Origin of the sequence: Microbispora sp. KK1-11 (assembly GCF_006874435.1) — a bacterium.
GTDB classification, from domain to species: domain Bacteria; phylum Actinomycetota; class Actinomycetes; order Streptosporangiales; family Streptosporangiaceae; genus Microbispora; species Microbispora catharanthi.
In genome coordinates, this window is record NZ_VIRJ01000010.1 from 1 (window position 1) to 16,204 (window position 16,204).

The 16,204-nt window shown below is 73.1% G+C and carries 18 protein-coding genes and 1 tRNA gene; 7 read left to right on the forward strand and 12 right to left on the reverse strand.

The window, feature by feature from the left end; genetic code table 11:
* The 3 genes from FLW16_RS16140 to FLW16_RS16150 form a co-directional block, all read right to left on the reverse strand.
* Positions 1–200, reverse strand: a 200-nt coding sequence (locus FLW16_RS16140) for a transposase (protein ID WP_221891116.1), incomplete at its 3' end; no start/stop codon positions are given.
* Positions 201–265: 65 nt separating this feature from the next.
* Positions 266–877, reverse strand: coding sequence for a TetR/AcrR family transcriptional regulator (locus FLW16_RS16145; RefSeq protein ID WP_142560860.1), 612 nt, complete (start codon positions 875–877; stop codon positions 266–268).
* Between the two features lies 1 nt (position 878).
* A complete protein-coding gene (locus FLW16_RS16150) occupies positions 879–1,268 on the reverse strand; it encodes a hypothetical protein (protein ID WP_142560861.1) in 390 nt (129 codons plus the stop codon).
* A gap of 248 nt (positions 1,269–1,516) precedes the next feature.
* On the opposite strand from FLW16_RS16150, the gene FLW16_RS16155 reads away from it, so the two are divergent.
* Positions 1,517–2,692 carry an MFS transporter gene (locus FLW16_RS16155; RefSeq protein WP_142560862.1) on the forward strand — a complete coding sequence of 392 codons (1,176 nt, stop codon included), beginning with the start codon at positions 1,517–1,519 and terminating at the stop codon, positions 2,690–2,692.
* Here FLW16_RS16155 and FLW16_RS16160 read toward each other — a convergent pair.
* Together FLW16_RS16160 and selD are read right to left on the reverse strand one after the other, a co-directional pair.
* Entirely contained in the window at positions 2,672–3,235 is a 564-nt protein-coding gene (locus FLW16_RS16160; protein ID WP_142560863.1) for a DUF6886 family protein, read from the reverse strand. The two genes, FLW16_RS16155 and FLW16_RS16160, sit on opposite strands and share 21 nt — an antisense overlap.
* A gap of 40 nt (positions 3,236–3,275) precedes the next feature.
* The gene (gene selD, locus FLW16_RS16165) at positions 3,276–4,289 is read right to left on the reverse strand and encodes a selenide, water dikinase SelD (RefSeq protein ID WP_142560864.1); all 1,014 of its coding nucleotides are present in this window, start codon (positions 4,287–4,289) and stop codon (positions 3,276–3,278) included.
* A gap of 90 nt (positions 4,290–4,379) precedes the next feature.
* Here selD and FLW16_RS16170 point away from each other — a divergent pair.
* Positions 4,380–4,473, forward strand: a tRNA-Sec gene (locus FLW16_RS16170).
* A 119-nt stretch (positions 4,474–4,592) separates the two neighbouring features.
* Here FLW16_RS16170 and FLW16_RS43690 read toward each other — a convergent pair.
* The 6 genes from FLW16_RS43690 to FLW16_RS16195 all read right to left on the reverse strand — a co-directional run bounded on the left by FLW16_RS43690 (position 4,593) and on the right by FLW16_RS16195 (position 8,932).
* On the reverse strand, positions 4,593–4,733 hold the full coding sequence (locus tag FLW16_RS43690) for a hypothetical protein (RefSeq protein ID WP_185949440.1): 141 nt from the start codon (positions 4,731–4,733) through the stop codon (positions 4,593–4,595).
* Positions 4,730–5,086: a hypothetical protein gene (locus FLW16_RS16175; RefSeq protein ID WP_142560865.1), complete on the reverse strand. Its 357-nt coding sequence runs from the start codon at positions 5,084–5,086 to the stop codon at positions 4,730–4,732. Before FLW16_RS16175 ends, FLW16_RS43690 begins: the two co-directional genes overlap by 4 nt.
* Positions 5,087–5,122: 36 nt before the next feature.
* Entirely contained in the window at positions 5,123–6,496 is a 1,374-nt protein-coding gene (locus tag FLW16_RS16180; protein WP_142560866.1) for a caspase, EACC1-associated type, read from the reverse strand.
* A complete protein-coding gene (locus tag FLW16_RS16185) occupies positions 6,497–6,850 on the reverse strand; it encodes a hypothetical protein (RefSeq protein ID WP_142560867.1) in 354 nt (117 codons plus the stop codon).
* Between the two features lie 97 nt (positions 6,851–6,947).
* The gene (locus FLW16_RS16190; RefSeq protein ID WP_142560868.1) at positions 6,948–7,709 is read right to left on the reverse strand and encodes an IclR family transcriptional regulator; all 762 of its coding nucleotides are present in this window, start codon (positions 7,707–7,709) and stop codon (positions 6,948–6,950) included.
* Between the two features lie 80 nt (positions 7,710–7,789).
* On the reverse strand, positions 7,790–8,932 hold the full coding sequence (locus tag FLW16_RS16195; RefSeq protein ID WP_142560869.1) for a pectinesterase family protein: 1,143 nt from the start codon (positions 8,930–8,932) through the stop codon (positions 7,790–7,792).
* Between the two features lie 206 nt (positions 8,933–9,138).
* On the opposite strand from FLW16_RS16195, the gene FLW16_RS43695 reads away from it, so the two are divergent.
* From FLW16_RS43695 to FLW16_RS16210, 3 genes are all read left to right on the forward strand, one after another.
* On the forward strand, positions 9,139–11,010 hold the full coding sequence (locus FLW16_RS43695) for a hypothetical protein (RefSeq protein WP_185949442.1): 1,872 nt from the start codon (positions 9,139–9,141) through the stop codon (positions 11,008–11,010).
* A gap of 70 nt (positions 11,011–11,080) precedes the next feature.
* Positions 11,081–12,370, forward strand: coding sequence for an L-seryl-tRNA(Sec) selenium transferase (gene selA / locus FLW16_RS16205; protein ID WP_142560870.1), 1,290 nt, complete (start codon positions 11,081–11,083; stop codon positions 12,368–12,370).
* Positions 12,370–14,160: a SelB C-terminal domain-containing protein gene (locus FLW16_RS16210; protein ID WP_260615313.1), complete on the forward strand. Its 1,791-nt coding sequence runs from the start codon at positions 12,370–12,372 to the stop codon at positions 14,158–14,160. Before selA ends, FLW16_RS16210 begins: the two co-directional genes overlap by 1 nt.
* A 19-nt stretch (positions 14,161–14,179) precedes the next feature.
* Here FLW16_RS16210 and FLW16_RS16215 read toward each other — a convergent pair whose 3' ends face one another.
* Positions 14,180–14,587, reverse strand: coding sequence for a PPOX class F420-dependent oxidoreductase (locus tag FLW16_RS16215; RefSeq protein ID WP_142560871.1), 408 nt, complete (start codon positions 14,585–14,587; stop codon positions 14,180–14,182).
* A 69-nt stretch (positions 14,588–14,656) separates the two neighbouring features.
* Between FLW16_RS16215 and FLW16_RS16220 the strand changes: the two genes are divergently transcribed.
* On the forward strand, positions 14,657–15,274 hold the full coding sequence (locus FLW16_RS16220) for a TetR/AcrR family transcriptional regulator (RefSeq protein ID WP_142560873.1): 618 nt from the start codon (positions 14,657–14,659) through the stop codon (positions 15,272–15,274).
* The gene (locus tag FLW16_RS16225; RefSeq protein WP_142560875.1) at positions 15,271–16,185 is read left to right on the forward strand and encodes an NADP-dependent oxidoreductase; all 915 of its coding nucleotides are present in this window, start codon (positions 15,271–15,273) and stop codon (positions 16,183–16,185) included. Before FLW16_RS16220 ends, FLW16_RS16225 begins: the two co-directional genes overlap by 4 nt.
* Positions 16,186–16,204 lie beyond the last annotated feature (19 nt).

Consider the following 16,204-nt stretch of genomic DNA (forward strand, 5'->3'; position numbering starts at 1 on the left):
AGGAACTGCTGCAGTCCTTGGTGGTCCACGCCCAGGCGTTCGGCCATCGGCTGCATCGACTTGCGGCGGCCGTCCAGCAGCAGGCCCCGCAGGTAGGTCAGCCCTTTGGCCCGCTGATCCCGGCGGGCCAAAGGAGCGAACATCTCCGCGGCGAAGGACTCCAGTTGCTGCCGGACATGCGCGAGGTGCTCGGGGGTCACGCCCGCATCGCACCACTACACCCCGATGCCGACCAGCCACAAAAGGCTGACCTAACAAAGCACTACTAGTGCCGGTCGCCCTGTGCGGGCGGCGGCTCGGCGCGGGTCGCGCGGTCGAACAGCTCGACGAGTTCGTCCGCGCAGACGTCGGGGTCGAGGCCGTCGACGACCCGGTCGGCCATCGTGTCGATGGACGCGCGCAGGGCCGCCCCCATCACGGTGCAGTCGAACGTCCGGAAGGCCCCCGTACGCTGCCCGTCCGCGAACAGCTCCACCAGCCTGGCTATCGCGGCGTCCCGCTCCCGGCCGCCGACGGGGGCCTTGTTGAAGGCGATCTGCTGCACCGCGCGCACGTGTGCGGGGTGACGGGCGACGAAGGCGATGTTCGACCTGATGAACGCCTCCAGTTGGGCGCGGGCTCCGGTCGCGGCCTGCAGCGCCGGTCGCATGAATGCCGCGGCGTCGGCGACGACCTGGTGGACGACGGCCTCGAACAGCTGGTCCTTGCCGGAGAAGTGATAGGTGATCAATCTCTTGCTGCTGAGCCCGGCGTGTTCGCAGATGGCCTCGAAGGTGGTCTCCGCGTAGCCGCGCTCGGCGAGCACGGCGATCGCGGCCGCGGCGATCTGAGCCTTGCGCGCCTCGGTGGCGGTCCGGCGGGTTCCAGGGCTTCTCATGTCACCTGAGCTTGCCACCCTTGGGGTACGCCGCACGCACGGCACGGCGGTTGACGATCAGCGCGACGGCGGCGACCAGGACGCCGACCACCGCCTGCTCCGCCTTCATCCACAGCGGATAGCCGCTGTCGGGCGCGAGCAGGATGAGCACGATGCCGATGGGCGCGGCGATGCTGACGAAGCGGATGCGTACGTACGCGGACCTCTTGCCCCGCGCGGCCTGCCCGGTCAGGGCGACGAGCCAGACGGAGGCGGCGGCCACGGCCACCCCGCGCACCCACACCACCCAGGTGCCGCCGACGACGGCGGCCACCCCGAGTGCGGCGATCGAGATGACGAGGACGGCGACGAAGAGCGCCCGTACGGGAGTCCAGACCGAGTTCTTATCCATGCGGATAAAATTATCCGTATGGATAAGAATGTGCAACCCTCCATCCGCGCGCTGGCATCGCAGGGAGACCGAGGGCGCCCGTGGGAGCGCGCGAGCGACACGGGGGCGCGGTATGCGGCCGAACGCCCCGTCTTTCCGGCCACCGCCGGCAAGGCGTGTGGTCACGTCCGAAACGTGCCGGTGCCCGCTGCCTCCCCACTGCTTGGCTGGGTGCACGCCCTCCACCCGCACCCTGGCCGAACGGACCCATGTCGACCACCACGCTCACCCGGCCCCGCTCGCCTCTCATCGGCTGGCTCGCCGTCACCTCGCTCATGCTGGGCATCTTCGCCATCGTCACCAGCGAAATCCTGCCCATCGGCCTGCTGCCCGCCATAGGCGCCGACTTCGGCATCTCCGACGGCACCACAGGGCTGACCATGGCCCTGCCCGGTCTCGTCGCCGCGGTCGCCGCGCCTACCGTCACACTGACCACCGCGCGCCTGGACCGCCGTGTGATGCTGTGCGTCCTCATGGGGGTGCTCGCCGCAGCCGACGTGCTGGCCGCATCGGCGACCTCCTACTGGATCGTGCTGATCTCCAGGGGGCTCGTCGGCCTCACGATCGGCGGCTTCTGGTCCATCGGGGCCGGGCTGGCCGGCCGTCTGATGCCGCCGCACGCCGTCGGCACCGCCACCGCTGTGATCTTCTCGGCCGTGCCGTTGGGCTCCGTGCTCGGAGTACCGGCCGGGACCTTCATCGGCAACGTCGCCGGCTGGCGGACCGCCTTCCTGGTCCTGGCCGTGCCGGCACTCCTGGTCCTCGTGGCCCTGATACTGCTGCTGCCGCCGCTGCCCGCCCATCAGGTCACCAGCCCTCGTGTCCTGCTCGACATGCTGCGTACCCGGGGCGCCGCCATCGCCTTGCTGGCCACTTTCCTCATCGTCTTGGCCCATTTCGGCACCTACACCTACGTCACCCCCTTCCTCCAGAACGTCACCGGCCTGCCTCCCGCCGCCGTCAGCGCCGTCCTGCTGGCGTACGGCATCGCCGGAATCGCCGGCAACTTCCTGGCCGGCAAGGGCACGGTCACGCGGCTGCGAACGGCCTTCGTGACCTGCGGCTGCCTGATCGCGGTCACGACCCTGCTGCTGCCCTCGGTCGGCGGCACGACCACCGGCGCCGTGGTGTCACTCGTGGTCTGGGGCTTGGCCTATGGAGGCGTACCCGTCTGTTCGCAGGCATCGTTCATCGCCGCCGCCCCTCGCACGCCCGAAGCCGCGACGGTCGTTTTCACCTCTTCCTTCCAGGCGACCTTCGCCCTCGGCGCGTTCCTCGGCGGACGCGTCGTCGACGCCTTCTCGGTCTCCACAGTGATGATCTGCGGCGGGCTGACCGCTCTCCTCATGGCGGCATCCCTGTGGTCACTCGGCAAACCCCGCTGACTCCTGTGGGCGCCGGGGGCGGGCGTTGCGGAGGCGGATGCCGCTCCAGCCCAGGGAACTCGCGGTCACCGCGTCCCAGAACGGCCAGAGGTCGTCCAGCAGCCTGAGCTGGATGCCGGCCTCCTCGTGCAGCCGCAGCAGGTCGCCGACGGGGTCGGGCGGCCCGAGGGGTTCGACGGGCTCGGTCGCGACCACCGCGTTCGGCACCGGCTCTCCGAACGGGACGAACTTCTCCGCCGGGAAGCGGTAGGCGTACAGGCGGACGGTCAGGAACGCCTCCAGCCAGCCGTACTCGATGGCGTGGACCCGCTCTCCGCAACCCGGTCCGATGATCCGGTCGCGGTCGGCGTCCGTGGAGTCCGGCGTCGTCCACGCCATGGCCCGGGGGCACTGGCGGGGAAACCAGTAGTCGGGGCAGCGCTCGGCCGTCACCGCCCAGACGTACGCCTCCGGCTGCCGGGCGGTGGCCGCCACGTGCGGAACGAACCGAGTGATATCGGGATCCTCGGAGAAATGCAGCACCTCGCCGGGCTCGGGTCGCATGTCCCGGGTCTACCACCTCGCCGCGGCCGGTATCGAGGTCTCAGGCGAGCCGGATCGCGGCGTCCTCGGCCGGGACGAGTTCGCCGACGATCGGCGCGCCGGGGACCTCGCCGGCGACCAGCAGGCCGCCCGAGGTCTGGGCGTCTGCCAGCAGGAGCAGGTCCTCCTCCGCGTACCGGCCCGGGTCGAGGTGGGGCAGCACCCAATCCAGGTTGCGGCGGGTGCCGCCGCTGACGTAGCCCTCGCGCACCGCCTGCCGCGCGCCCTCCAGGTAGGGCACGGCCGCCACGTCGACCACCGCCGTGACACCACTCGCCCTGGCCAGCTTGTAGAGGTGGCCGAGCAGGCCGAATCCGGTCACGTCGGTCGCGCATCCGGCCCCGGCCGCCAGCGCCGCCCGCGAGGCGTCCCGGTTGAGCGTCGTCATGACCTCGATCGCCTGCGGGAACACCTCGCCGGTCGCCTTGTGCCTGGTGTTGAGCACGCCCACGCCGAGCGGTTTGGTGAGGGAGATCGGCGTTCCCGCCCGGCCCGCGTCGATGCGCAGCAGCCGGTCCGGGTCGGCCAGGCCGGTGACCGCCATGCCGTACTTCGGCTCGGGATCGTCCACGCTGTGACCACCCGCGACGTGGCAGCCCGCCGCCCGCGCCACGTCCAGGCCCCCCCGCAGCACCTCCCTGGCGAGGTCCATGGACAGCGTCTCCCTGGGCCAGCCCAGCAGGTTCACCGCCACGACCGGCTCGCCGCCCACGGCGTACACGTCGGACAGCGCGTTGGTGGCCGCGATCCGCCCCCAGTCGTACGGGTCGTCGACGACGGGGGTGAAGAAGTCGGCGGTGGCGACGATCGCCCGGCCGCCCTCGATCCTGACCACGGCCGCGTCGTCGCCGTCGTCCAGCCCGATGATCAGCTCGTTCGCGTACGCCGACGGGTTCGGGGCCACGAGCCCGGCCACGATGCTTTCCAGCTCACCCGGGGGAATCTTGCAGGCGCAGCCGCCTCCGTGCGCCTGCTGGGTCAGCCGGATTCCGGCCCGCTCCGCCGTCTCGGTCATGCCGCACCCGTTTCGAGTCGTTCGTCCGCCACGCCGCCACCCCGGGGGCGCCGCCCCGGTCCCTACCCCGTTCCGGCTAGGTTTCTCCCTGGAGGTGTGTGGGCGCCTGGTGGCCCCCGCGGTCTTCAAAACCGACGAGGCCGAGGTCCTCGGCCTGGCGGGTTCGATTCCCGTCCACCTCCGCTCACCTCCGGCCTTCCCACGTCAAGCCTCTGCCGAAGGGCCTGTGGTGAATCCGCCGCATGATCGGTGGTGAAATCTGCCGAAGGGTGCGTGGTGGATCTGCCGGGCGGAGGCCTGGCTCTATTCCTGTCGGGACGAGCGGGAGGATCTCCCCCTGGCCGTGTGGGCGGCGACGGCGATCAGGAGGGCCGCGACGATCTGGAGGATCAGATGGTCCTTCGCGACGGTGCCGACGACGAACGTCGGATTGACGCGGTTCACGAGGCGTGGTCGGCGACGCCCTGCAGAACTCCCGCGATGAGGGAGAGCCGGGCGGCGACGAGGAACTCCGGTCGCCCGCGGGCCGGGCGGACGCCGAGCAGCAGCATGACGAGCAGAGTGGGCAGGTAGACGGTGCGCATCTCGTCCCTGCCGAGGTCGAGCACCACGACCACGGTCGCGGCGGCGGCGAGGACGAACGCCACGAGGGCTCGGACGTCCCGTCGCTGCTCGACGCCGTGGACGACGAACAGGCAGAGGCAGGCCACCGCCACCACCATCGCTCCCCACCACTGCTGCGTCTCCCCGGCGTCGTAGGTGATGCGTTCAGGAGAGACCAGGTGGGCCGCGATCACCGCCAAAGGCCGCCAGGAGGGCGGGGACCTGGAGATTCAGGGCTCGGTCGCGTGACCGGAGCGCCGTGAGGATGCGGTTCCGGATCGCCGCCATGCCACCGGACGGAATCCGTGACTCGGGCGTCGCCACGGCGGGGACGGATGACGTGCCCTGCCCCGCCGGGGACAGCGTGGCCGGGGGCGTTTCCGGACGGGGTGACGCGGCCGATCGGCTCGGCACGCCTGTGCCAGGGGCGGTGGCCGCCTCCGGAACCGGGTCGGCGCGGTCGTCCGCGGGGCGGGCGGGTGCGGACGGAGCGGGTTCGTCTGTGGAGGCACGGACAGAGGTCGCGTGAGCCGCAGACCCCGACGGCCCCTGCTGCGGCGATGCCGGCGCGGAGGGCGGGAACGCCGACGGCGATGCCGACGCCGCTGTCCTGCCGGTGGCGAGGGCCTCGGCGGCCGCCGTGGACACGGTGCGGCTGTCGTCGTCGACGAGCTCCTGCAACGCCAGCCGGGCCGCCAGGGCGAGACCCTCGTGCCTGCTCCGCAGCAGGCGCCGCAGCTCCTCGACCGCCCCGGCACGGACCCGGGGAATGGAGTTCTCGATGACCGCCTGGAGCTCCGCCGGCAGGGCGAGGGGACGGTGACGGGGCGGGCGCGCCGCGCGACGTAGAGATCGCCCTGCAGGTCGAACGCCCACTTGCCCGGGGTCTGACCCGGTGTCGTCTGCCGGACCTTGTCGTAGACGTAGTCGTACAGCTCGTCGATGCCGACGTAGCCGTCCTGGTCGTGGTCGGCGTCCCCGGACTCCAGCCCTTCCACGAGGGCACGGGTGAACACCGACGGCGCCTGCTCCTGGGCGTCGGCGAGCTCGGCGCCGTCGAAGGCGTACTCCATCGCGTTCGACGCGGTGATCACCACTCGGCCGTGACCGCCGAACTGCTCCTCCACGTGCACGCCCATGCCGGCGCGTGGCAGCGCGCCGCGTGCCCACGCTCCCGCGTAACAGCAGTCGAGCAACAGGATCATGCGCCTGGACCGGCTGCGGCTCATCCTGCGGCTGACGAACTCGGCGGAGACCGCGGTCGCCCCCAGGCGGTTCAGCTTGGTGGTGGGCGTGGCGAAGTACAGCTCTCCGTTGTCGTCCTTCACGCCGTGGCAGGAGAAGTGCAGCAGCAGCACGTCGTCCGGGGCGCGGTCGGTGAAGAACTCTTCGACCATCTCGCTGACCACGTGCGTGGGCTCGTTGAGCAGCGTCCGTACGCGGAAGCCGCCGATCGCCGGATCGCCGAGCACGCGGGCCAGCGCCTCCGCGTCGCGTGCGGGAGCGCGCAGCCGGCGCAGTCCCGGATCGCGGTACTCGTCGCCGGCCACGATGAGGGCGCTCCGCGTCCCTGCGGGAGCGCGAACGGTCTCATGCCGACGCACTCAGAGATCGGTCAGCCGGCGCTGCTCTCCGGACGGCACGCCGGTCAGCTCGATCGCGTCGCCGTCGATCGTGAGCTTCGCCGACCGGTGCTGATCGCGGGTCAGCCAGGCCGTCACCGCGCTCACGACCGCGGCGAGCAGTTCCGTGCCCGCGAGGGAGACCACCAGGCCGCCGAGGGAGAACGACAGGACCGCCCTGGCGCCGGGCGGCGGCGCCCCCCGCTCGGGCTGCGCCGCCACCACGTCGATCTCCAGCAACTCCGCACGGAGCCGGGCCGTCAGGTCCTCCAGTTCGTGGGGGTCGGCGTTCTCCTCCCCGATCTGGATGGTCAACCGGGTCGTTTCAGCGGCCATTGCGGCTCCCTCGCGCGTACGGCCGGTCCCTGCCGATGCAGTGTCGGCCGGGCGGCCAAGGGGAGGAAACAGCGCGGTCCACTCAGCGGACCGGGCGTCAGGTGCGGCCGAGGTTGCGCGTTATCTCCCTCGACGCGCGCAGCACGAGTTCGGTGAGCCCCGCCGGCACCGCCGGCCGCACCGCGAGCGCGCTGACCGACGCGACGATCTCGCCGTCCGGGCGCCGGACCGGTACGGCCACGCAGCAGATCCCGGGAAGGACCTCCTGGTGATCGGCGGCGACAGAACCCGACCGGCGGAAGGCCGCCTGGGCCCGCCGCCATTCGGCGAGCGTGAACCCCGGCGGCACGGCGTCGCCGTCCGGTCTCTGCATCAGCAGCACCCGGCCCGCGGCGGTCGCCTCGGCCAGCTCGGAGCCCGGCAGGACCGGCGGCACCTCCCTGATCTCTCCCCGTGTCGCCGTGATCACTCTGACCCGCTCCTCCTCCAGCACGGTGAGGAACGTGACGGTCATGGTCAGCGCGGACAGCAGGCGTACGGGTTCGCGGGCGGCGGCCCGCAGCCGCGGGTCGGGCTGCCAGGCGCCGCCCAGACGGGCGAGCCGCCGTCCCACGAAGTAGCGCTGCCCGTGCTGTTGCACCGCGCCGAGGTTCGCGAGCTGCCGGAGCAGGCGATAGGTCGTCGCCTTCGGCATGCCGGCGTCGCGGGCGAGCTCGGACAGACCGGCTCCCTCCTCGGCCGCCGCCAGGACGTCGAGCAGGTGGAACGCCCCTTCGAGCACGCCGCGTCCGTTCGCTGTCCCGGCTCGAACCGCCGGTTCCCGGCCGGGACCGGCGCCGGCGTGGTCCCGCACGTCCATGGGGACTCCCCTCCCGAAGCGGTTACCAGGAACTCGCGGACGAGGAGCCCGCCGTTACCGCCGGGACCGACAGAACGGTGTCACCTGCCGGAGGGGCGGGGGAGCAGGGCGGGGCCGGGGCGCCAGTCGCCGAGGTAGTTCCGGGGGGTGTGCTCGGCGGCCTGTTCCGGGGTGAGCTGCGGCCGGTTCCCGGGGACGGGGATCGCCGCGCCCGGGCCGATGTCGTGGAACTCGCCGAACCGCGCGTCCTGCCAGTGATACCCGGAGCTCATGTCCACGTACGGTGTGGCCGCGTCGATCGAGGGGCCCATCCAGGTCTCGCGTACGACGAGCGACGGGAGGGCGGTCGGGTCGCTGCTCGGCCGCCAGGGCCGGGCCAGGCCGAAGGACGCGTCGGCCGCGGTCCCGTTGACCACGCAGTGCACCGCCAGGTAGCCGTGCGGGTTGGCGGCGGCCGTGCTCGGCGCGAACACGAAGCCGTACGGACGGAACGTCACGTCCCTGGCCAGGGTGCTCAGCTCGCACCGCTCGAAGACGGCGGTCGCGCGGCCGAACACGAAGTCGACGTCACCCTCGATGTGGCACTCGCGGTAGTACTGCCGCGCGAAGTAGGCCAGGGCGCGGGTGTCGGCATACAGCGTGTCCTGGTGGCCGAGGAAGCGGCACCTCTCGAAGTACGACCGGTCGCCCATGACCTTCGCCGCCACCGCCTGGGTGCCGGTGATGTCCGGGTGGTCGGCCCGCAGCCAGTCGTTGGCGAACGTGACGTGCGCGGCGGTGAAGCCGTCGGCCTGGATCGTGGTGGCGGCGCTGCCGCTGGTGCCGTACGTGCCGCCCTCGGGCTTGGGCGTGCCGGCCGCGTTGTCGTAGACGATCACGACGTCGCGCGCGTCGCCGGTCGCCCCCAGGAAGCACAGGCCGGTCTTGGCCTGCGGCACGAGGACGATCTCCCGGTATGTCCCGGCGGCGATCACCAGGGTCCAGCCCTCGGCAGGGGCGTCCGGCGTCGCGTCGACGGCGGCCTGGACGGTGGCGTGGTCCCCCCGTCCCTCAGCGTCGACGTACAGCGTGCGGTCGTTCAGCCGGCGCAGGGGCGAGCCGTACCGCCCGAAGGGGAGCACGTGGGCGGCGCGCGCGGGCGACGCGACCGCGAGTCCGAGGACCGCGCCGGCCGCGCCGGCCAGCGCCTGCCGTCGGCCGATCAGGGGGGTCAGGGGCGACATGGCGGCTCCTCCGGTCACATACGTGAACTAGTTCCTCAAATGCGAACAGAAGCACCGTAAGATCCGCTTCCGGCCCTGTCAACGACGGTCGGAAACGCGTGGGGCGGCAGTTACAAGACGGTGGCAAGTGATCTCCAAGCCGGATGGGACAGCATGGCCCGTCTTCCATGAGCGACGACTTCCCCGAACAACGAAAAGGACCCCCGATGAGATGGACGGCGACGCTGCTGAGCGCCACGCTGCTCGGCAGCCTGCTGACCGCCCCTCCGGTGCTCGCGGCCCCTGCTCCCATGACGGCCCCCACCTCCAAGTCGGCCGCCGCCAGGCCGGCCCCTGCCATCCGGACGGCCGTGGCCAGGGTCACGGCGAGCCCGGCCACGCGATCCGGCGCCTGCCCCACCACTGTGGGCTTCTCCGCCGTGGTGGCGGCCAAGGGGAAGGGGACCGTGCGCTACCGCTGGGTGCGCGGCGACGGGAGCAAGAGCGCCATCAGGAGCTTCCGCGTCAACGGCGCACGCAAGGTGGTCGTGCGGGACCGTCAGACGTTCGACCGCAGCACCTCCGGCTGGCAGGCCGTGGAGATCCTCGGCAAGAAGGGGCTGTCGGCCAAGGGCCGCTTCGACGTCGGGTGCACCGGCGCCGTCGTGATCTGGGACAACGCCCACCCGCTGCCCGCCAGGCCGAGCGCACCGCTGGTCGCCGCGGCCGCGGTCGGCGCGAGCCCGGCGACCTACCGGGGCGCCTGCCCCACGACGGTGACGTTCACGGGCACCGTCCAGGTGTCGCGTACGCCCGCCAAGGTGTACTACCGCTGGATCGACAGCGGCACGGGGGAGGGCCGGCTCGAGTCGCTCGTCTTCGCGGCCGGCGGCCCGCGCAGCCGGCAGGTCACCCTCCCGCTTGCCGTGGGCAGCTCCACCGCGGGCTGGAAGGCCATCCGCATCGTCAACGCCGGCGGCCGCGACTCCGGGCGGGCCGCCTACACGGTGACCTGCACGACCACGCCGCCGACCTCGCCGGGCCCCTCGGCTCCGCCCAGCCGGTCGCCTTCGCCCAGCCCCTCTACGAGCCCGAGGCCGTCCACGAGCCCCGCGCCTTCCACGAGCCCGACGCCGCCGCCCGTGCAGACGCCGGTGCCGCAGATCGCCGACCTCACGCCCGGCGACTACGAGGGCGGCTGCCTTGAGCCCGTCGCGTACCAGGCCACCGGCCAGATCGCGCTCCCGGCGGGCGCGGCGCAGCGGGTCAGATACTGGTGGAGCCTCGACGGCTCCAAGTGGCAGGAGCAGTTCGCCGACTTCCCCGCCGGTGACCAGCCCCGTGTGCAGAACGTGTCCGCGACCTGGAGCCTCGACTCCACCCGGAGCGGCTCCCACACCCTCGCTCTGCAGGCCGAAGGCGGCGCCCAGCCGGCCCAGCGCACGTTCACCTTCACGTGCGCGGCCGAGGGCGGCGACGCCAACCTGACCGTCGAGTACATGCTGACGCCCCACTTCAAGGGCGAGTGCGACGGCTCGTTCCCCATGCGGGCCAGCGCGATGGTCCTGACGGACCGCGACGCGGAGGTCAAGTATCGCCTGGTCGTCGATGACAAGCCGGGCGTGCTCAGGACCGCCCAGCTCAAGCCCGGCGTGCGGAGCACGATCGGCGACTTCTGGTACGGCAACGCCAGGTCAAGCGGTTCCGGCGTCGTCCGCCTGGAGATCCTGAACAACAACAAGCCCGTCAAGCAGGCGCCGTACAGCTGGACCTGCGTGGCGCCGGACCCGTCGCCGGGCACCGTGCAGATCACCGAGATCGAGTCGGTCGGCTACTACGGCGACTGCGTCATCGCCCCCTACGTGACGGCCTTCGGCGAGTTCAAGGCGCCCGCGGGGACGGAGATCACCTACCGCTGGGTGGTCGACGGCGTGAACCAGCAGACCTTCACCCACACGGTCCCCGAGAGCGGCGTGATAGGCATCCAGGCCTGGTACTGGACGCGGGCCGAGAAGACCGACGGCACGGTCAAGATTGAGGTCCTGACCCAGAACAAGCCGACGGCGCAGGCCGCCTATCCCATCCGCTGCCAGAGCTGACGGAGAAACCGGGTGAGCGCACGGCCCGGCCCGCGCGGCCGGGCCGTGGGCCTCCGCTGTAATTTGAAGTGTGGATCCACGGAGGCGGGTGCCGCGCACCGACGCCGTGCTGGCCGATCCGCGGCTGGCCGCCGCCGTCGAGCGGCTCGGCCGTCCGGCGGTCAAGGACGCGGTCGCGCGGGCGCAGCAGCGGGTGCGGCAGGGCGAGATCGAGCCGGAGGACGTCGCGGACGTCGCGCTGGCGGCGCTGCCGCGCCACGCCACGAGCCTCCGTCCTGTGATCAACATGACCGGCGTGCTGCTCCACACGAACCTGGGCCGTGCGCCGCTGTCCCCGGCCGCCGTCGAGGCGGTGACGGTGGCGGCGGGTGCCACCGACGTGGAGTTCGACCTGGCCACGGGAGAGCGGGCGCGCCGGGGACGCGGCGCGGTCGAGGCGCTCGCCCGGGCCGTGCCCGACGCCGAGGGCGTCCACGTGGTCAACAACAACGCCGCCGCCCTCGTGCTGGCCGCCACCGCGCTCGCCGCAGGGCGGGAGATCGTGATCAGCAGAGGTGAGCTGGTCGAGATCGGCGACGGCTTCCGCATCCCCGACCTGCTCGTGTCCACCGGCGCGCGCCTGCGCGAGGTGGGCACGACCAACCGCACCACCCTGGCCGACTACCGGGACGTGATCGGGCCGCAGACGGGGTTCGTGCTCAAGGTCCACCCGTCGAACTTCCGGGTCGAGGGCTTCACCGGCTCCGTCGAGGTGGCCGAGCTGACCGGGCTGGGCGTGCCCGTGGTCGTCGACATCGGCTCGGGGCTGCTCGACCGCGATCCCCTCCTGCCCGAGGAGCCCGACGCCGCGAGTGTGCTGCGGGCCGGCGCCGACCTGGTCACCGCGAGCGGCGACAAGCTGCTCGGCGGCCCGCAGGCGGGCCTGCTGCTCGGCCGCCGTGACCTCGTCGAACGGCTCAGGCGGCACCCGCTCGCCCGCGCGCTGCGCGTGGACAAGCTGACGCTCGCCGCGCTCGAGGCGACGCTGCGGGGCCCGGAGCCCCCCGTACGGCAGGCACTCCACGCCGACCCGATCATTGTCGGCGAGCGGGCCGAGGCGCTGGCCAAGGCGCTGTGCCAGGCGGGCGTGGACGCGGCGGCCGTGTCGGCGGAGGCGACCGTGGGCGGGGGCGGAGCCCCCGGAGTGCGCCTGCCGAGTGTGGCCGTGAGCCTGCCGGAACGGCTGGCCGTACCGCTGCGGCGGGGCGAGCCGCCGGTCGTCGGCCGGGTCGAGGGGGGCCGCCTGCTGCTCGACCTGCGCGCCGTGCCGCCGGACCGGGACGGCGAGGTCCTGGAGGCCGTCCTGAAGGCGACCTCCTGATGGCCCCGCCCATGCACGTCGTGGCCACGGCCGGACACGTCGACCACGGCAAGTCGACGCTGGTGCGGGCGTTGACCGGGATGGAACCCGACCGGCTGGCGGAGGAGCGGCGGCGCGGGCTCACGATCGAGCTGGGTTACGCCTGGACGACGCTGCCCTCAGGGGAGCGGGTGGCGTTCGTCGACGTGCCCGGGCACGAGCGGTTCCTCGGCACGATGCTCGCCGGGGTCGGCCCGGTGCCCGCCGTGATGTTCGTCGTCGCCGCCGACGAGGGGTGGATGCCCCAGTCGGAGGAGCATCTGGTCGCGCTGCGCACTCTCGGCGTACGGCACGGCCTGCTCGCCGTCACCCGCGCGGACCTGGCCGACCCCGCGCCCGCGCTGGAGGACGCGCGCGACCGGCTGGTGGAGGCCGGGCTGGGCGACGTGGAGGCCCTTCCGGTCAGCGGGCGCACCGGTGAGGGCCTGGACGGGCTGCGCGCCGCCCTCGACCGGCTGGTGGCGGCGCTGCCCGCGCCCGATCCGCTGGCCCCCGTGCGGCTGTGGATCGACCGGGCGTTCAGCGTGCGCGGCAGCGGGACCGTCGTGACCGGCACGCTGCCCGCCGGCCGCGTCGAGGTGGGCGACGAGCTGGAACTGGACGGCGAGCCGGTGCGGGTGCGCGCCCTGGAGTCGCTGAAGGAGCACGTCGCCTCGGTCACCGGGGTCGCGCGGGTGGCGCTCAACCTGCGCGGGCGGATCGCGCCGCAACGCGGGCACGCCCTCGTCACGCCCGGCGCCTGGACGGCGACGAGCCTGGTCGACGTGCGCGTGACGATGGCGGAAGGCGCCCGCGGGCCCCTGCCCGCGCGGCTCACCGCCCACATCGGCTCGGCGTCGGTGCCGTGCGAGGTGCGCCCGCTCGGCGCCGAGGCCGAGGGGGCGGCGGCCCGGCTGCGCCTGGCCCGGCCGCTTCCCCTGCATCTGGGAGACGCGCTGCTGCTGCGGGACCCGGGCCGGGGGCAGGGCGAGCTGCGGGTGCTCGCGCGGGCGACGGTGCTCGATGTGCGGCCCCCGGAGCTGCGCCGCCGGGGGGCGGCCAGGGAGCGGGCGAAGGCGCTGGCGGACGCGTCGGCGGACGCTGCCTCCCTCCTGCGTACGCACCTGCTGCTGCGCGACGGCGAGCTGGCCGCCATGGGCTGTCCGCCCGAGGGACGGCCGGTGGCCGCCGGCTGGCACGCCGACCCCGATCACTGGTCGGATCTGTCCACCCGGCTGCCGGAGGTCGTGCGGCGGTATGCCGCCGCTCACCCTCTGGAGCCCGGGATGCCGGTGGAGGTCGCCCGCCACGAGCTGGGCCTGCCCGACCGCCGGCTCGTCACGGCGCTCGTACGGCCGCCACTGACGGTGGCCGACGGGCGGATCACCACGACGGGCCGCGTCGTCGCCGGGACCGCGGCGCTGCCCGCTCCCGTCGCCCGGGCGGTGCGTGCCCTGCTGGACGACCTCGCCGAGGCCCCGTTCCAGGCGCCGGAGGCCGGGCGGCTGGCCGCGCTGGGGCTTGGGACGCGCGAGCTCGCCGCCGCCGTACGCGCCGGGGCGCTGCTGCGCGTGGCCGAGGGCGTCGTGCTCGCGCCGGGCGCCGACGCGCGGGCCGCGGCGCTGCTGGCCCGGCTGCCGCAGCCGTTCACGGTCAGCCAGGCCAGGAGCGCGCTCGGCACCAGCCGCAGGGTCGCGGTGCCGCTCCTGGAACACCTCGACCGCACGGGCCTCACCGAGCGGGTGGACGAGGTCCACCGCCGGTCACTGTGAGGAGTCGGTCATCGTGAGGTCATCGTGAGGCGACGTCGCGCTTGCCTGCGGCGGGGTTGCCGGGGTCGACGCCGAAGCTGATGATCCGCTGCGGATGGACGCGGATGATCGGGCCGGACAGCGGGGCCTGCGAGCCGGCGGGTTCGGTGAGCGCCTCGCCGTGCCCGCGTATCTCCAGGCAGCGCACCTGCCAGGGATCGACGGACGGGAGGTCGTCCACGACGAACGCCACCTTGCCGTTCGCCAGCACGTTGCGGAACTTGCGGCTGGCCGCCATGTCGCGTCCGCCGATGTCGATCGTCTGCAGCTCGCGGTTGTAGCGGAACCCGACCGGGCTCACCTGGAGGGTGCCGTTCGGATGGAGCGTGGCCAGGCGCCCGATGCGCTGACCGCCGAGGTACTCGATCTCGCGCTCTGTGAAGATCATGCGCTCATCCCAATCATGTGGTTGATTGACGTTTGTCATTCAACTACATGATTGGCTAGGGTGCGACGCATGGCTTCAACACCACGGCGCGCGCCACAGGAGCGCGGGAAGGCGGCCGAACGGACCCGCGAGCGGATCCTCGACGCGGCGGTCGAGGAGTTCGGCGCGAAGGGATACGCCGGAGCCCGTACGGCCGCCATCGCGGCGCGAGCGGGGGTCAACCAGCAGCTCATCTCGTACTATTTCGGCGGCAAGCAGGGGCTCGTCGAGGAACTGCGGCGCAGGTGGGCGCGGGCGCAGGAGAGCGTGACGCCGCCCGGCGCGACGTACGCGCAGAGCGTGGCGGCCCACCTCGACGCGACGCTGGACAACCCGGACTGGTCCCGGCTCGTGGTCTGGCAGGCGCTGGGGGACAGCCCGGCCGCCGCCGGCGACGACGAATGGGCGGCGGCGCAGCGGGCCCGGCTGCGCCAGGCCGTGGAGCGGACCCGCCGGCGCCAGGAGGACGGCGAGATCACCGGTGAGCTGGACGCCGAGTTCGTCCTGCTGGTCGCCTACGCGCTGGCCTTCGCGCCCATCGCGTTGCCCCGGATGGTGGAGGGGATCGTCGGCGTCGATCCGCTGTCGAAGGAGTACCGCGAGTGGGTCGTCGGCCAGCTGGCCGCGATGACGAGGAGAGACTCATGAGCAGGACGGTCGTGTTCTCCGCCTACGGCGGCCCGGAGGTGCTCGAGGTCGCCGAGACGGAGCCGGACGAGCCGGGGCCGGGCGCGATCAGGGTCCGGGTGCGGGCGGCGGGCGTGCAGCCGTTCGACGCGCTGTTCCGGAGCGGGGGCGCCCACGCCTACGTGCCCGCGACGTTCCCCCAGCGGCTGGGCAACGAGTTCGCGGGTGTGGTCGACGCCGTGGGGGAGGGCGTCACCGGCGTGGCCGCGGGCGACGAGGTCGTCGGCTGGGCGATGCTCGCGTCGTACGCCGAGCACGTCGTCGTCCCGGCCGGCCAGGTGGTCGCGAAGCCCGCGTCGATGCCGTGGCCGGAGGCCGGGGTGCTGTCGGCGTCGGGGCAGACCGCCGACACCGCGCTGGGGAAGCTGCGCGTCGGCGCCGGTGACACCCTGCTCGTGCACGCGGCGGCCGGCGGGGTCGGCACGTTCGCCGTGCAGATCGCCCGCGCGCTCGGGGCGACGGTCATCGGCACCGCGAGCGAACGCAACCACGCCTACCTGCGCGACCTCGGCGTGATCCCCGTGGCGTACGGCGACGGGCTGGCCGAGCGGGTGCGGGCGGCCGCCCCGGACGGAGTGGACGCCGCGCTCGACGCGGCCGGGACCGTGGAGGCGCTGGAGGTCTCGGCGGCGCTCGTGGCCGACCGCACCCGGACCGGCACGATCGCCTACCAGCCCGCCGCCGAGCGGATCGGCGTCCAGCGGCTGGGCACCGAGCGCTCCGCGGACCGGCTCGCCCGGCTGACGGCCCTGTACGAGAAGGGCGACCTGAAGGTGCGGATCCAGGAGGCGATCCCGGTCGAGGAGGCGGCGCGGGCGCACCGGCTGATCGAGACCGGCCACACCACCGGCAAGCTCGTTCTGATCTTCTGAGCGGCCGGTCGCGCGGTCA

Excerpts from the sequence above, each read along its gene's own strand:
- FLW16_RS16215 (WP_142560871.1), bottom strand. The coding sequence starts at position 14,587 with ATGATCTTCACAGAGCGCGAGATCGAGTACCTCGGCGGTCAGCGCATC.
- FLW16_RS16185 (WP_142560867.1), bottom strand. The coding sequence starts at position 6,850 with ATGGCCGCTGAAACGACCCGGTTGACCATCCAGATCGGGGAGGAGAAC.
- FLW16_RS16210 (WP_260615313.1), top strand. The coding sequence starts at position 12,370 with ATGGCCCCGCCCATGCACGTCGTGGCCACGGCCGGACACGTCGACCAC.
- FLW16_RS16220 (WP_142560873.1), top strand. The coding sequence starts at position 14,657 with ATGGCTTCAACACCACGGCGCGCGCCACAGGAGCGCGGGAAGGCGGCC.
- FLW16_RS16150 (WP_142560861.1), bottom strand. The coding sequence starts at position 1,268 with ATGGATAAGAACTCGGTCTGGACTCCCGTACGGGCGCTCTTCGTCGCC.
- FLW16_RS16190 (WP_142560868.1), bottom strand. The coding sequence starts at position 7,709 with ATGGACGTGCGGGACCACGCCGGCGCCGGTCCCGGCCGGGAACCGGCG.
- FLW16_RS16195 (WP_142560869.1), bottom strand. The coding sequence starts at position 8,932 with ATGTCGCCCCTGACCCCCCTGATCGGCCGACGGCAGGCGCTGGCCGGC.
- FLW16_RS16145 (WP_142560860.1), bottom strand. The coding sequence starts at position 877 with ATGAGAAGCCCTGGAACCCGCCGGACCGCCACCGAGGCGCGCAAGGCT.
- selD (WP_142560864.1), bottom strand. The coding sequence starts at position 4,289 with ATGACCGAGACGGCGGAGCGGGCCGGAATCCGGCTGACCCAGCAGGCG.
- FLW16_RS16160 (WP_142560863.1), bottom strand. The coding sequence starts at position 3,235 with ATGCGACCCGAGCCCGGCGAGGTGCTGCATTTCTCCGAGGATCCCGAT.
- FLW16_RS16155 (WP_142560862.1), top strand. The coding sequence starts at position 1,517 with ATGTCGACCACCACGCTCACCCGGCCCCGCTCGCCTCTCATCGGCTGG.
- FLW16_RS16225 (WP_142560875.1), top strand. The coding sequence starts at position 15,271 with ATGAGCAGGACGGTCGTGTTCTCCGCCTACGGCGGCCCGGAGGTGCTC.
- FLW16_RS43695 (WP_185949442.1), top strand. The coding sequence starts at position 9,139 with ATGAGATGGACGGCGACGCTGCTGAGCGCCACGCTGCTCGGCAGCCTG.